This window comes from Psychrobacter sp. R86515, from assembly GCF_042466315.1.
GTDB lineage: Bacteria > Pseudomonadota > Gammaproteobacteria > Pseudomonadales > Moraxellaceae > Psychrobacter.
In genome coordinates this window covers 41,393-56,592 of the sequence record NZ_JAXHCC010000001.1, presented here as the reverse complement: position 1 = coordinate 56,592, position 15,200 = coordinate 41,393, and the positions used below count along the sequence as shown (strand labels likewise).

Sequence of the window (15,200 nt, the reverse complement as noted above, 5' to 3'; positions counted from 1 at the left end):
TCATGGCAGAAGCACAGCTAAGTCTCAATCTGGACATTAAGCATGATGCAAGTCTCAGCGACTTTGCCGGTCCCGGTTGGATGTCGATTATTGATGCAGTACGGCAGTTACATGTCGGCCTGATCGGTCAACTATATCTGTTTGGTAGCCCTGCTACAGGTAAGTCCCATTTGCTGTCTGCTATTTGCGAGTCATTTATCGAAATGGACAAGTCGGCTATCTGTTTGTCCCTCAATGAGCTGATTCATACAGATGTCCACGTACTATCATCGTTAGAAAACTTTGATTTGATTGCTATTGATGATTTGGAAGTGCTTGAGCAAAGCAGTCAGTGGCAAGAAGCTTTATTTCACCTGATCAATCGTAGCCGAGAAGGACAGCGCCAGTTATTGTTTGCCGCCAATAAACCAGCCGACGACTTACCATTTCAGTTAAGAGATTTAATGACGCGTTTGGCACAAGCACCGTCCTTCAAAGTGCCTACTGGTCATGATTTGGCAGATAGACAAGCATTATTACAGTCTATTTTGCGTCGGCGTGGATGGCAGTTTGACGATCGAATTATTGACCACTTACTGACCGATGGACCGCATCGTATTGGTGCGATGATGGAAGTACTTAATTATATTCAACCAATGTTTTCTAACCTTGGTCGCAGTAATATCTCAAAAGCAGTCATAAGTGATGCTTTGCGTACCATTGATGAGCAGACGCTTGCCGCGGAGCTGGCGGATATCGCTCAAGAGACGCAAGTAGATAACGACACGCCTGATCAAGACCAACATACGATGCCACTTGATTTTTAGCAGCAAGACTCTTAGCAGTAAGACTTTTAGCAGCAAAAAATGAACAATTGTAAGAATACAAATACTTTGTCCAACTCGCTTTTACTATTAATGGAATAACTTATGAAATCGAATACTTTTTTGCTAAAGAAATTAACGATAGGCACGTTGTTGGTGGGGGCTGCCTCGGTTTCTATGTTGTCACAGGCAGCGGTTACTCTACAGGTTGATGACCATATCAAAGTAACTGCTATTAATGGGCAGGAAATTCAGCAGAGCGCTTTTCAGCCGCTACAAAAAACATTTACGTTACAGCCTGGACAACATGCTATTACTGCTAAGTATGACCGTTTATATAACTTGCGTCGTGATGAGCATGATTATTTGCGTTCAGGTAATGTCAGTGTGACGGCACAATTAGCCGACAATCAAACATATCGTTTGACTATGCCTAATCAACCAGAAGATTATGAAGCTGCTAGAGAATATGCCAAGCAGCCTACGCTCGCTGTGCAACAAAACAATACTGTCATTGCTAGCCAGCAAAGTATGGCCGGTAACCAAGGTGGTCTATTTTCAGGCCTTGGTAAAGCGCTAGGCGGCGTGTTCGGCGGTGCAGGTGATGCAGAGTTACAGAACCAACGTGCTATCGCTTCTTTAGATCAACCAGTAGTAAATTCTACTAGCAACGTCAACACTGGCACGACCACTGTTAAGCAAGCATCTAGCGTAAATACTTCTACTAGTACGTTAGATACGTTTATGCAAGTATGGCTACAAGCTACGCCTGCTGAACGTGAAAAAATGCGTCAATGGATCCAAAAATAAAACAGTCTTTTCTAAAAGATAGACAATAAAAAAGCACCTAATTAGGTGCTTTTTTATTATTTAGAATTTGATAATCATTAGGCTTATTAAAATTTAGCCTAGTAAAATCTAACGACTATTAACCCAAAAACGCGTTATACATCCATACCAGTTTCTCTTGCTCTTGTACGTAAGCATCAACTAGGTCAGCTGAACCTTGGTCTTCGCTCTCTTCTGCTAGGGCTGATACTTGACGCTGTTCTGTAATTAACGCTTGCAAGCCAGTGACTACGCCTTTGACACAGCTTGTGCCATCTTTAACATTTTTATCTTCACTGATGCTAGTATGCTGTGTAAAATCGCTATAAGCGTGAAGTGGTGTACCACCCAACGTTAAAATGCGCTCAGCAATTTCATCGATTTGGACCTGTAGTGACGTATACAGTTCTTCAAATTGTGGATGTAAAGTAAAGAAATGCTCACCCTTTACATTCCAATGATAGCCACGTACGTTTAAATAAAACACGTGATATGTTGATAGTAGATTGTTTAACTTGGCGATGACTTCGCTCATGTCTGCTTTTTCTAGACCGATCTGGTTAGTAGCATTATTAGAATTACTCATAGTATTGTCCTTATAGTGTGAGTGTAGTTATACAATAATAAATAAAGAAGAATAAAGACTCTAATAAATTAAAATACAGAGAAAGATAATTCAGTTTTCATCTGTACCTATCAATATAGACTCCATCTCTTCCTTTGATGCTTATAATAATAGCAAACTATCATTAATAAGTTAAGTTTAATAAATACAATTCTACGATTGATTTTATAAAACTAAAATTAAGTCTCTCTACTATTTCTCTAAACGATAGAGAGACCTCATTACATTTACGCTGGTGGCTGCAAGTTTTCAGGGTTTAAGCCTTTTACAGGAACCACTTCTTGTAAGTGTTGACGTATCGTATCGATAGGAAACTTCTGTGCTTGCAAGCGTTTTGGTACGATTTGGCTACCTTGTTGACCTTTTAGCTCAAACATCATAAAGATATAGTCGTCAGTCTCGTCCCAGCTCTTGATAGAGGTCCAAGGAATAACCGCTTGTTGAGTAGCGCCTGCACGCATCTGCATACCGCGCATTTGCGAGTTTTTCATCATATCAGGCTGGTTGCTTGGCATCGCCATGACTAGACCATGCTTTTGCACACCTAACTTCATCTGGCGCATTTCATCTGGCATCTCTTGGTCAGCCACTTGTTTGTCAAACTCTCTTTTTACGTACCATTTAAAACCTAAAGTACGTGCCAATAGATAAATCACCACACCAACCAGCATTAACCAAAATATAATGGTTGAATAGCCTGTGACAAAGATAAGTCCTGCAATAGCGAGTACCACAACCACGGCCATGATGATCCACTCTTTGGTCTTAAAGCTTGATAAACCAAAAGACGGGCTGGCACTGGCAAACAGTTCATACTGTGCTTGGTGAAATTCAGCCTCAGTTAGGTTTAAGGCGACAGGTTGGAGCGTGTAGGGGTACAGGGCCATAAAGGTTTCTCAAATACTTATATTAAAAGCGTTGGATTAAAACTGCCAAAGCGAAGCAGCAATGCTGTACTTGGCTAGAAGTGAATAAAGGTATGCGCTTATCTTACCGAAAAGTACTCCTAAATGAAACATATAAGCAAGACTGTTCACGGATAGATGTCATATTAATGACGTAGTTCAAGCTCTATACTCAGTTTATTCAGACTAGACGAAAGCAAAAGTGAGAAATTAAAAACAGAATAACTTGCTATAAGCGATTAGCATAATGAACAAAAGCTAGTGAGAATCAGTTAAAAACAGCGAAAAGCAGTCAAAGATATCCAAAACATGGTCAAATCTGCCTTGTCTTGGTATTATAGCGACTACAAGATATGTTGATATAAAACATAACGTCATAGCCAGTTATCACAAAGACCGTGATAGCGATACGCTAGGCAATTACCCTATTAATAATACTTTTAAACCTTTTACTCACCTTTAGTGTTACAGGCAACTACTATGATTGATCCGAAACTCTTACGCGGCGATTTAAGCGACCTACAGCAGCAGCTAGCCACCCGTGGTTATGAGCTTGATATGGAGTTCTGGCAGACGATTGAAAACGAGCGTAAGTCTCTACAAGTCAAAACCGAAGAGTTGCAATCGCGCCGTAATGCTGGTGCTAAGCAAGTAGGTGCCCTAAAAAAATCAGGCGAAGATGCCAGTGAGCTATTGGCTGAGATGCAAAGCGTTAGCGGTGAGATTAAAGCTGCGGAAGACGAGTTACGTACGCTACAAGAGCGTATCACTCAAGCGGCTTTGCAAATTCCGAATATTCCGGCGGCGGATGTACCAGTCGGTACGTCAGAAGACGATAACGTAGAAGTGCGTAAGTGGGGCACGCCGCGTACGTTTGATTTTGAAATTCAAGATCATACGCATATCGGTGAGACGCTTGGTATGTTGGACTTTGAGGCAGCGACTAAGTTGACTGGTAGCCGTTTTAACGTGCTAAAAGGGCAATTGGCACAATTGCATCGCGCGTTGATTCAATTCATGTTGAACACGCATACGATGAAGTACGGTTATCTTGAGACCTATGTGCCTTATATCGTTAATAGCGATAGTCTAAAGGGTACGGGTCAGTTGCCTAAGTTTGAAGATGATTTGTTTAAATTAAGCAATCACACGAATAACGATGAGATGGATTTTTACCTTATTCCAACCGCTGAAGTGCCAATGACCAACTTGGTACGCGGCGAGCGTTTGGATATTAAAGAGCTACCGCTAAAATTCACCGCGCATACGCCATGTTTCCGCAGTGAAGCGGGCTCACACGGGCGTGATACCCGTGGCTTGATTCGTCAGCATCAGTTTGAAAAAGTTGAAATGGTCAATGTCGGTACTAGCGATCAGTCCGATGAGTTACTAGAAGCGATGACAGGGCAGGCCGAATATATCTTGCAGCAGCTTGAGTTGCCATACCGTACTGTACAGCTATGTACGGGCGATATGGGTTTTGCTGCACAAAAGACTTATGACATCGAAGTATGGCTACCGAGCCAAGATACCTATCGTGAAATCTCTAGCTGCTCTAACTGTGGTGATTTCCAAGCGCGCCGTATGGGTACGCGTGTCAAAGATGGCAAACAAACCAGCTTGGCTCATACTTTAAATGGTTCAGGTTTGGCCGTTGGTCGTACGTTACTGGCAGTGATGGAAAATCACCAAAACGCTGATGGCAGCATCACGATTCCAGAAGTATTACGTCCATTTATGGGCGGTGCTGAGACTATTTCAGTTTAATAAACTGACTATCAGTAATGAGCTGCTTGTCACTTAGGTCACTCGCAGCTTGTTATTTATAACTTAAATCAAAGTCCGTCATTGCTCATCGTTTAACAAAACTGATGTGAGTCATTGCTAAATATAAACGGTCTTGTCACCGCATTTTTGGCTAGGCTCATAGCAAATATGTTAATATTGCATTTTTATTTTATAGCCTATCCATTGAGGACGCCTGTCGCGTTTTCGATGGATTATCCTCTGAGTAAACTCTCCTCTTATCTTTATACTACTCATTCGAATATTAGGACACTCTATGCCAGCTCCAATTAGCGAACGTAAACTAGCCAATGCCATCCGTGTACTGTCGTTTGACGCGGTTCAAAAAGCCAACTCTGGACATCCGGGTGCGCCAATGGGTATGGCTGATATTGCCGAAGTTTTGTGGCGCAAATTTTTGAAGCACAATCCAGCAGATCCTAATTGGCACAACCGTGATCGCTTTGTACTGTCAAACGGTCATGGCTCGATGCTTATTTATTCATTGCTACATTTATCAGGTTATGATGTGAGCGTTGATGACCTTAAAGGTTTCCGTCAGCTGCATTCAAAAACTCCAGGGCATCCTGAACTTGGTTACACACCTGGTGTAGAAACGACTACTGGTCCACTAGGACAAGGTATTGCTAATGCCGTTGGTTTTGCAATCGCAGAAAAAACTTTAGCCGCACAGTTCAACCGCGACGGTCATAACGTCGTCGATCATCATACTTATGCGTTCTTGGGCGATGGCTGCTTGATGGAAGGTATTAGTCATGAAGTTTGCTCATTGGCTGGCACGTTGGCGCTTGGAAAATTGGTATTCTTCTATGATGATAATGGCATCTCAATCGACGGTAATGTCGAAGGCTGGTTCACTGATGATACCGAAGCGCGTTTTGAGTCTTACGGCTGGCAAGTTATCAAAGTTGACGGTCATGATACTGATGCAATCACGCAAGCGACTGAGCAAGCCATTGCAGAGACTGCTAAGCCAAGTCTAATTATTTGCAAAACCACGATCGGTGCTGGTAGCCCTAACAAACAAGGTCTAGCGGCTAGTCATGGTGCTCCACTTGGTGATGACGAAATCGCCTTGACCCGTGATGCGCTATCTTGGAAGCATGCCCCATTTGAATTAGACGACGAAATCTATGAAGCATGGGATGCTAAAGCCAAAGGCGACGTCCAGCAAAAGAACTGGGATGCGGACTTTGAAGCATACAAAAAAGCCTATCCAGAGCTTGCAGCAGAACTATCACGTCGTCTAAATGGCGAGTTGCCTGCTGACTTTGCTAGCCAAGCGCAAGCCTATATTCAGCAAACTCAAGAAGCGGGTGGGGATGTTGCTAGTCGTAAAGCCAGTCAAAATGCTATCAACAGCTTGCAGCCACTATTGCCAGAACTATTGGGCGGTTCAGCCGACCTAGCTGGCTCAAACTTGACGCTATTTAAAGGCGCTAAAGGCATCGAAAAAGACGCTGACGGCAACTATATCTATTACGGTGTACGCGAGTTTGGTATGACCGCGATTGCCAATGGTATCGCATTGCATGGCGGTTTTATCCCTTACGTAGCGACGTTCCTGATGTTTATGGAATACGCACGTAACGCAGTACGCATGGGCGCACTGATGAAGCAGCGCGTCATCCATGTCTATACGCATGACTCTATCGGTCTGGGTGAAGATGGCCCAACGCATCAGCCAGTTGAGCAATTGACTAGCCTACGTACCACGCCAAACCTACGTACATGGCGTCCTTGTGATGCGACCGAATCTGCAAGCGCTTGGGTAGAAGCAATCAAATCAGAAAACAACCCATCAGCATTGATCTTTAGCCGTCAGAGCTTGCCACATCAAGCACGTGATAGCGAGCAAGTAGCGAACATCACAAAGGGCGGCTATGTACTGGCGAAAGAGCAAGGCGAGCTACAAGCCATTATCATCGCGACAGGTTCAGAAGTTGGCCTAGCGATGCAAGCGTACGAAACATTGAGCGCAAATGGTGTTGGCGTCCGTGTGGTCTCTATGCCATGTGCTGAGATTTTCGTTGAGCAAGATGCAAGCTATCGCGAAGCGGTATTACCTGCCAATATTCGTGCTCGCGTCGCAGTAGAAGCCGCGCATGTAGATTACTGGTATAAGTTCGTTGGTCTAGATGGCAAAGTCATCGGTATGACCACTTATGGCGAATCTGCTCCTGCAAGTGACTTGTATAAAGAGTTTGGTATTACGACTGATGCTGTGGTCGAAGCGGTAAATAGTTTGGTGTAATAAACCTAACTTAGTTAGTATTTAAAAAAAGAGCTACTAGAGAAATCTAGTGGCTTTTTTTATGGCTTACTCTTTGGCTTTTCTTTTGGTCTGCTTTCATCAATATGGCTATCGGTAAAGTAACTGCTGCAATCAATACTAAATTCTGTGCCTCAACATGATGATTTAGTGGTAAATTAGAATAGGTTGATTGCTCACAAAGCTATATTTTACTTCTTGTGCAGCTCTCATATAAAAATAAATTATATGACTATAGAACTGGAAAAATTAGATGGATAGTATCGAACTGGCAAATGCTATTACATGGCTAAAACAGATTGAACTAAGTGAAGGCTTGATAGCAGCCTGCATAATCGGAATATTTGGACTATGCGGTATGCTCATTACTCAGAGAGCTGAACGCAAGAAGGAGTATGAAGCCTTTTTGAGAATAAAGTTTGAGGAAGTGGTTTTTAGACTGGTTGATTTTGCAGCCATTATTCAGGAAGTTCAATCCAAAAGTTTTTCAAGCAATTGCGATGAAGCTTTAGACGTTGATGAATTTTATAGAGAAGGTGGCAAGATAGAAATATTAATAGCTTTATATTTTCCAGAGCTTGAGAAAAAATATGAGTTGTTTTTAAATGCAGGGGGAAACCTGATAAATGCACAGCATGAACATGAAGTTAATCCTAGCGATAGTACTTTAGATGTACTTAAACAGCTTGATGAAGAATATGATCGGGTTTATAAGAGTTTTTATAAACATATCAAATCATGTTCTTCTGCTTATGCCAAGCCTTTAAAGCATCGTAAGAGAGTGCTGATTAATTAAATTTAAAGAGTTTTGGTATTACGCTTAGCACATTCTATAACCATTCTAAAGATCGCTATTATGTCCCTAAAATCCAGCTTTAAAGGTTTCCTCGGTGAAGCCGTCATCAACGTCGCCATGTGGTTAAAGCTTGAAAAAGATGTTTATCACCGATTAAACGGTATTACCTTACCGCGAGCTAATGGCGGCAGTACCCAAATTGACCATATTATCGTCTCCGTATACGGCATATTCGTCATCGAAACCAAAAACTATAAAGGCTGGATATATGGTAGCGAGAACCAAAGACAGTGGACACAAGTTTTCCAAAATGGAAGTAAGTTTAAATTTCAGAACCCATTGCGCCAAAACTACTTGCACATTAAGACGCTCGCAGATTTATTGGGCTTGGAGCTGAGCTATTTTCATTCGATGATTGCTTTCATCGGTGAGTGTGAGCTAAAAACCCGCGATGAGTTGCCCGAGTATGTATTGACGAGTGGTATGGTCTCGTATGTGAAGAAAAAACAAGAAAAAATACTCACTGAAGATGAGGTTGCATCTATCGTTGAGCAGATTAATAGCAATAGATTTAGCAAGTCTTGGCGTACCAATAGAGAGCACAAAGCCTATCTAAAAGACAAGCATAGCAATCCAAGCCAAAATACAAATAAGCAGTCTAGCGGTAACGCTATTGATAAACCAGTTGCTAAAGTGGCTAATGAGTCTATACCAGAGCCGATAGTAAAAGAGACCGCTAAACGAGCTATTCTAAAAAGTAGAGAAGTGCATCGATGGTCTGGTCAGACTGAAATTGAATCTAGCGAGTTACCAATTGATAGTATGGACAATCAGCGGGCAATCACTCAGCATACAATTACATCGCACGATATTGCTGATAAGGTTTTTCTTACGCCGTTTGAGGTTGTAGAGTCTGAGCCAAAAGTTAATGAACCTGCGATAATTGAAGCGACAGACAATGCCGCTAATCTTGTCCAAATACCAACCTGTCCAAGGTGTAACGGTGAGATGATTAAGAGAGTAGCAAAAAAAGGCCTGAATCAAGGTCAGACCTTTTTTGGTTGTAGCCAGTTTCCTAAATGTTGGGGTGTGGTGAATATTGATTAATCGTTAATCACCTTAACCATATATCTCTTCTAAACGTAAACAAGCAACCAATCGACCGTCCCATTCGCGCAGTTGTGGCTCTACTTCGCTGCATTGCTGCTTGGCATAGGGGCAGCGTTTATGTAGGGCGCAGCCACTTGGTGGGTTGAGCGGACTTGGTAGCTCACCTTGTAGGGTCAAATCATTTTTATGACCGTTTACCGTTGGTGCCGCAGCCAATAATGCAATGGTATACGGATGCTTTGGCGCATTATAAATCGCTTCTTTGGGGCCGTGTTCGACGGCCTGACCCAAGTACATCACCATCACATCATCAGCGACGTGGCGCACGACGGATAAATTGTGCGAGATAAAGACGTAAGCGGTGCGATACTCATCCTGCAAATCCATAAATAGATTTAGAACCTGCGCCTGAATGGAGACATCGAGGGCGGAAGTTGGCTCATCAGCGACGACAATTTTAGGATTGAGCATCATGGCGCGGGCGAGGGCAATACGTTGGCGCTGACCCCCTGAAAACATATGTGGAAAACGCCCAGCGTGTTCGGGACGTAGACCGACATGTCTCATCATCTCGTTGATTTTGTCGCGCTTTTCCTCTTTGGACAATTTGGTATGGATATCTAATGGTTCTGTCAATTGATAACCAATGGTATGACGCGGATTTAAGCTACCATAAGGATTTTGAAAGACCATTTGAATTTCAGTACGCAACTCTTTTAGCGCTTTTCTGCTATAGCCTGTGGTGCCTTCATCGTTGATAAATAGCTCACCATGTGTAGGCGCTTCGATCAGTGTCAACTGGCGGGCAAGCGTGGATTTGCCGCAGCCTGACTCACCAACGACGGCCAGTGTCTTGCCAGCTTCAAGCTCGAATGAGACACCATTGAGCGCTTTCACGTAGGCTTTTGCTTTGCCCAGACCTTGTGATACTGGATAGTGCTTGTGTAGATTGTCTGCTTTTAGGACCACTTTGTTACTCATACTTGTGACTCCAAGGTAGCAGCGTGAGAGGGGCGAGAGGTAATATCAGAATCAATACAGCGCACCTTGCCATTGGGTGTATCTAAAATAGGTGGCGGTACTTCGCAAGCGGGCTCCTTATATGGGCAACGCGGAGACAGCAAGCAACCAGCTGGCCGGTCATATTGACTTGGTACGACCCCTGGTAAACTGTTTAGCCTATCTTGACCGATGGCTAATTCAGGGATGGCTTGTAGCAATGCTTCAGTATAAGGATGTGCAGGCTTTTGAAAAATCTCTGGCACGGTACTGGTTTCGACCACTTGTCCAGCATACATAACCGCGACATCACGCGAGTTCTGTGCAACCAGACCCAAATCGTGGGTGATCAATACCATCGCCATTTGTTTTTCGCGTTGTAATCGGCTCAGCAAATCCATGATCTGCGCTTGTACCGTGACATCGAGCGCAGTGGTTGGCTCATCTGCGATAAGCAGTTTTGGCTCGCAAGCAATCGCCATCGCAATCATAACCCGTTGACTCATACCACCTGATAGTTGATGCGGATAGACCTTGAGACGATTCTTTGCATCGGGCATTTCGACCAACTCTAGGAGCTCTAAGATGCGTGTTTGTACTGCTGCGCCTCGTAAACCAAGGTGTTTGCGTAGTACTTCACCTAGCTGCATTTCAACAGTAAAGCTTGGGTTTAGGCAAGACATCGCATTTTGAAAAATCATAGAGATGTCTTTGCCAATGATGCCGCGTCTCTCTTTGGCTGACATACTGAGCATGTCTTTATTATCAAAGACCACTCGCTGTGCACGTACGGTCGCGGAAGGTGGCAATAGCCCCATCAGCGCCATCATAGTGACTGATTTACCTGAGCCGGATTCACCCACGACAGCGATGACCTCCCCTTGGGTAATCTTTAATGACACATCGTCAACGGCACGAAAGGCACGCACTCCTTGTCCGAAGGTAACAGACAGGTTTTCAATATCTAGCAGCAATGGTGAGTCTTTTGTTGATGCACCATTCATAGACGTATGAGTGATAGGCGTATTAATTAATGGTTCAGTCATCTTAGGTCACCTGCTTTAATTTAGGATCTAGCGCATCGCGTAAGCCATCACCAGTCAGGTTAATCGATAGTGCTGCTAAGAAAATAGCGACACCTGGCCAGATTGCTAGCCAAACATTACTTTGAATATATTGACGCGCCGTACCTAGCATCGCGCCCCATTCGGCATCAGGTGGCTGTACGCCAAAACCTAGGAAACCAATCGCACCCGCTTCTAAAATAGCAGATGAGAAAATCATCGTTGCCTGTACGATAAGCGGTGCCATACAGTTGGGCAAAATGGTGATAAACAACAAACGCAGTACGCCAGCGCCCATCACTTGTGAAGCAATAAAGTATTCACGTTGTAGCTCTACCATCGCAGTAGCACGAGTCAGCCGAATAAAAGGCGGCGTACAGACCAGTGCGATTGTAATAATCGTATTGGTCATAGAAGGCCCTAAGATAGCGGCAATGATAATCGCCAATAGCAAGCTCGGATATGACATCAGGATATCATTGACCAACATGACCGCTTTGCCCCAGACCTTTGGCCAAAACGCTGCACTTAGACCTAAAGAAATACCAACCAACATTGCCAAAGTCGTTGCGCTCAGACCGATAAATAATGAATAACGCGCGCCATACATCACTCGAGACAATGTATCTCGGCCCGCATCATCAGTGCCTAGCCAAAACATCGCATTGCCGCCATCTAAAAAGGCAGGTGGCAATTGCTCTTGACCGGTGAACAGCTCGTAAGGATCGTGAGGCGCAATAGCAGGCGCAAGTATGGCCACTAGGACCATCAATGCCAGTACGATAAAACCAATCACTGCGCCTTTGTTTCGGCAGAACGTCGATAAAAATAGCTGCCAAGATGACGGCGGTGTGGCTGCCATCAGATTGACATCAGAGGGGAGAACAGAAGGCTTCATGAGCATTTCCTATAGTGGCTAGCGCATTGAGTTCGTTTGGGCTTCCTTTCCTGACAATCATTATAAATTTGCCAAAAACCTTTATAACCATGCAAGCGCTAATCATCACTATTTATAATGTGAGTATTTATCAATGTTGAATTAAGAAGTATGGCGAATACGTGGATTGATCAGACCATACAAAATATCAATAAATAAACTAACCAAAATCAGAGCGGTGGCGACCAATAAAATACCATTTTGTACAATAGGGTAGTCACGAGTGAAAAACCCATCGAGTAGCCAATTACCAACGCCTGGCCAGCTAAAGATGGTCTCGGTAATAATGGCACCTGCGAGCAATGTCGCCATCTGTAGGCCAACGACTGTAACCACCGTAATCAAGGCATTACGCATTACGTGGACTAGTATCACTCGGCGTGGAGATAAGCCTTTGGCTCGCGCTGTACGCACATAATCCTCATCCAATACCTCTAGCATCGCAGAGCGTGTCATCCGCGCAATCATCGCTAATGGAATGGTCGATAAGGCAATAGAGGGTAGGATAAAGTGTTTGACCACATTCCAAAACGCGCCAGGCTCTCCAGAGCTTAGTGAGCCGAGTAACCATGAGCCATACAGTGGCTGCACATCCAAAAACTGTGCGACGGATATCACCCCAGCGACGGGTAAAAGACCTAAATAATGAGCGAAGATACCAGTCAGGATAGGGCCCAATAAATAGATGGGCATAGAGTATCCTGCCAACGCACCTGACATGAGGGTGTAATCAATCCATGTACCACGGCGTAGGGCAGCAAAGATGCCTAAGCTGACACCAATGACACTAGCGATAACAATAGCGCATAACGCCAATTCTAGAGTAGGAACAAAGTGGGCAAAGAAGTCTTGTAATACGGGCGTACGAGTACGAAAGGACTGACCAAAATCACCCGTTAAGATACCAGTCAAATAATCCCAATACTGGGCGACGAGCGGTTTGTCTAATCCTAGCCTTTCTAAGGCACGAGCATGTAGCTCGGGATCGACCATACGCTCGCCCATCATAATCTCGACCGCATCTCCAGGTACGAGACGAATCAGAGTAAAAGTCGATAGCGTTAGGCCAAGATAGACGGGTATTAAAATGGCAATACGACGCAGAATATAAAGTAGCATGGGCTGCTCAATAGTTGTGGTTCAATGATTAGAGTATTAGCGATGATGAAGAGATCCGCGACAAAGCGCTTAATTCATATTGTTCATATAAGTGCGGCTGGAGCAGAGTATCTGACCCAGCCGCACTTATATGAATGAATAAAATGAATAAATTGCTTACGTCGTAACGGAATTAATCAGTCAAGGTTATTCAACTTTTACACCATCGAAGCGTATTGAGCCAAGCGGACTGATTTTATAATCGACCACGTTTGGTGCGGTGAATACGGTCACTACCGAATGCGCCATTGTCGTCCAAGGAAGCTGCTCTTTGAATATCTGCTGAGCTTGCTCGTATTCACTGACACGCTCATCTTGATTGTTAATCTGACGGGCATTGGTCACCAAATTGTCGAAGTCTTTATTACACCAGCGCGAGTAGTTGTTACCACCGACTGCGTCACAAGACAGTAACGAACCAAGCCAGTTGTCTGGATCACCATTGTCGCCAGTCCAGCCGGCTAGAATGACATCAGGCTCGCCTTTAGCAGCGCGTTTTAGGTACTCGCCCCACTCATAAGTCACAAGCTTGGTATCGACGCCAATCTTCGCCCAATCTGCTTGTAGCATTTCAGCCATTAGCTTGGCATTTGGGTTGTATGGACGCTGAACTGGCATATACCATAGATTGATAGAAAGGTTATCCGCGCCAGCTTCTTTGATCAGTGCTTTTGCTTTTTCGACATCGTAAGGCGCGTCTTTAAGTGACTCATCATAGCCCCACTGCGTTGGCGGCATTGGGTTGGTCGCTTTGAGGCCTTCGCTCTGATAAACCGCGTTGATAATAGCGTCTTTATTGATCGCCATATCTAATGCTTGACGCACTTTAAGATCACTCAGTCGAGGTTTTTCTACGTTGTAACCAACATAGCCAACGTTGAAGCCAGGCTGATCGAGAACAGTGGCTTTACCTGATTTTTTAACAGATTCGATTTCGGCAGGTTTTGGATAAGCGGACACATGACATTCGCCAGCTTGCACTTTTTGGGCACGGACTGCCGAGTCTTTAGTGATGACAAACACTAGGTTGTCGATATATATGTCGTCTTTATTCCAATAATCTGGGTTTTTGGTATAACGAATTTGCGCATCTTTTTGGTACGAGGTAAAGACGAAAGGTCCAGTACCGACGGGCTTAGTATTGATATCAGCAGCATTGCCAGAGGCTAGCAATTGATCTGCGTATTCAGCAGAACCAATATAAGCAAAAGGCATCGCTAAGTTCTGTAGGAACGGCGCATTGGTTTCGCTAAGGGTAATTTTTACCGTATAGTCGTCAACCTTTTCGATATTAGAGATGATATCAGGTAGTCCCATGCCGACCGAATATGGGAATTCAGCAGGATAAGCTTTATTAAATTCAAAGTCTGGGTCAGTGATACGTTCTAGCGTAAAGACAATGTCATCCGCGTTGAAATCGCGATTCGGAGTAAAGTAATCAGTTGTACCGAATTTAACCCCTTTACGTAGATTAAAGGTATAAGTCTTGCCGTCTTCGCTAATATCCCAGCTCTCCGCAAGTCCTGGTTGAATCTCAGTTTCCGCTCTTTTGAATTCTACCAAGCCATTATAAATAGGGAAGGCACTCGCATCAAAATCCGTACCTGAAGTGTATTGCGCTGGATCAAATCCGGCAGGGCTACCTTCTGAGCAATAGAGCAATGTTTTGGCGGCTTTGGCGTCTGAGCTAGCGGCAGAGTCATCCGTAGTTTTGTTGTCTCCACTACAGGCGCTGATACCTAAGACAAACGTCGCCAACATCGTAAGTTTGAAGAGTGATTTTTGCATTATTACATCCTATGTAATGGTAGGTAGGTACTCATGTATCCATATGTTCGTACTCGATCATGAATACGATGAGAAAGCGTTTAGTGACCTCTAAAGTATCTATCTATGC

Annotated in this window: 13 protein-coding genes; 6 read left to right on the top strand and 7 right to left on the bottom strand. The window is 43.9% G+C overall.

The features are described 5' to 3' along the window. The first annotated feature begins 2 nt into the window (after positions 1-2). The gene (hda, locus tag SJY28_RS00190) at positions 3-806 is read left to right on the top strand and encodes a DnaA regulatory inactivator Hda (RefSeq protein WP_298809424.1); all 804 of its coding nucleotides are present in this window, start codon (positions 3-5) and stop codon (positions 804-806) included. Positions 807-908: 102 nt separating this feature from the next. Continuing rightward, positions 909-1,613, top strand: a complete 705-nt coding sequence (locus SJY28_RS00185) for a DUF2057 family protein (protein WP_379543016.1) — start codon at positions 909-911, stop codon at positions 1,611-1,613. Between the two features lie 118 nt (positions 1,614-1,731). Here SJY28_RS00185 and SJY28_RS00180 read toward each other — a convergent pair whose 3' ends face one another. Both SJY28_RS00180 and SJY28_RS00175 read right to left on the bottom strand, forming a co-directional pair. Further along, entirely contained in the window at positions 1,732-2,217 is a 486-nt protein-coding gene (locus tag SJY28_RS00180; RefSeq protein WP_379543015.1) for a Dps family protein, read from the bottom strand. Positions 2,218-2,483: 266 nt separating this feature from the next. Beyond that, entirely contained in the window at positions 2,484-3,143 is a 660-nt protein-coding gene (locus tag SJY28_RS00175; RefSeq protein WP_101206317.1) for a YcxB family protein, read from the bottom strand. A 498-nt stretch (positions 3,144-3,641) separates the two neighbouring features. On the opposite strand from SJY28_RS00175, the gene serS reads away from it, so the two are divergent. From serS to SJY28_RS00155, 4 genes are all read left to right on the top strand, one after another. Beyond that, positions 3,642-4,928 (top strand): serine--tRNA ligase, encoded by a 1,287-nt coding sequence (serS, locus tag SJY28_RS00170; protein WP_379543014.1) that lies wholly within the window; start codon positions 3,642-3,644, stop codon positions 4,926-4,928. A gap of 295 nt (positions 4,929-5,223) precedes the next feature. Further along, positions 5,224-7,221, top strand: a complete 1,998-nt coding sequence (gene tkt, locus SJY28_RS00165) for a transketolase (RefSeq protein WP_379543013.1) — start codon at positions 5,224-5,226, stop codon at positions 7,219-7,221. 271 nt (positions 7,222-7,492) lie between these two features. Continuing rightward, entirely contained in the window at positions 7,493-8,035 is a 543-nt protein-coding gene (locus tag SJY28_RS00160; protein WP_379543012.1) for a hypothetical protein, read from the top strand. Positions 8,036-8,095: 60 nt separating this feature from the next. Continuing rightward, complete coding sequence (locus SJY28_RS00155; protein ID WP_379543011.1) at positions 8,096-9,142, top strand: NERD domain-containing protein; 1,047 nt, start codon at positions 8,096-8,098, stop codon at positions 9,140-9,142. A gap of 12 nt (positions 9,143-9,154) precedes the next feature. On the opposite strand, the gene SJY28_RS00150 is transcribed toward SJY28_RS00155, so the two are convergent. From SJY28_RS00150 to SJY28_RS00130, 5 genes are all read right to left on the bottom strand, one after another. After that, positions 9,155-10,126, bottom strand: coding sequence for a peptide ABC transporter ATP-binding protein (locus tag SJY28_RS00150; RefSeq protein ID WP_379543010.1), 972 nt, complete (start codon positions 10,124-10,126; stop codon positions 9,155-9,157). Beyond that, positions 10,123-11,190 (bottom strand): ABC transporter ATP-binding protein, encoded by a 1,068-nt coding sequence (locus SJY28_RS00145; protein ID WP_379543009.1) that lies wholly within the window; start codon positions 11,188-11,190, stop codon positions 10,123-10,125. Before SJY28_RS00145 ends, SJY28_RS00150 begins: the two co-directional genes overlap by 4 nt. 1 nt (position 11,191) lies before the next feature. Further along, positions 11,192-12,106 (bottom strand): ABC transporter permease, encoded by a 915-nt coding sequence (locus SJY28_RS00140; protein WP_057761128.1) that lies wholly within the window; start codon positions 12,104-12,106, stop codon positions 11,192-11,194. A 141-nt stretch (positions 12,107-12,247) separates the two neighbouring features. Further along, a complete protein-coding gene (locus SJY28_RS00135; protein WP_057761126.1) occupies positions 12,248-13,264 on the bottom strand; it encodes an ABC transporter permease in 1,017 nt (338 codons plus the stop codon). A gap of 186 nt (positions 13,265-13,450) precedes the next feature. Continuing rightward, positions 13,451-15,091 (bottom strand): ABC transporter substrate-binding protein, encoded by a 1,641-nt coding sequence (locus SJY28_RS00130; RefSeq protein WP_379543008.1) that lies wholly within the window; start codon positions 15,089-15,091, stop codon positions 13,451-13,453. Positions 15,092-15,200 lie beyond the last annotated feature (109 nt).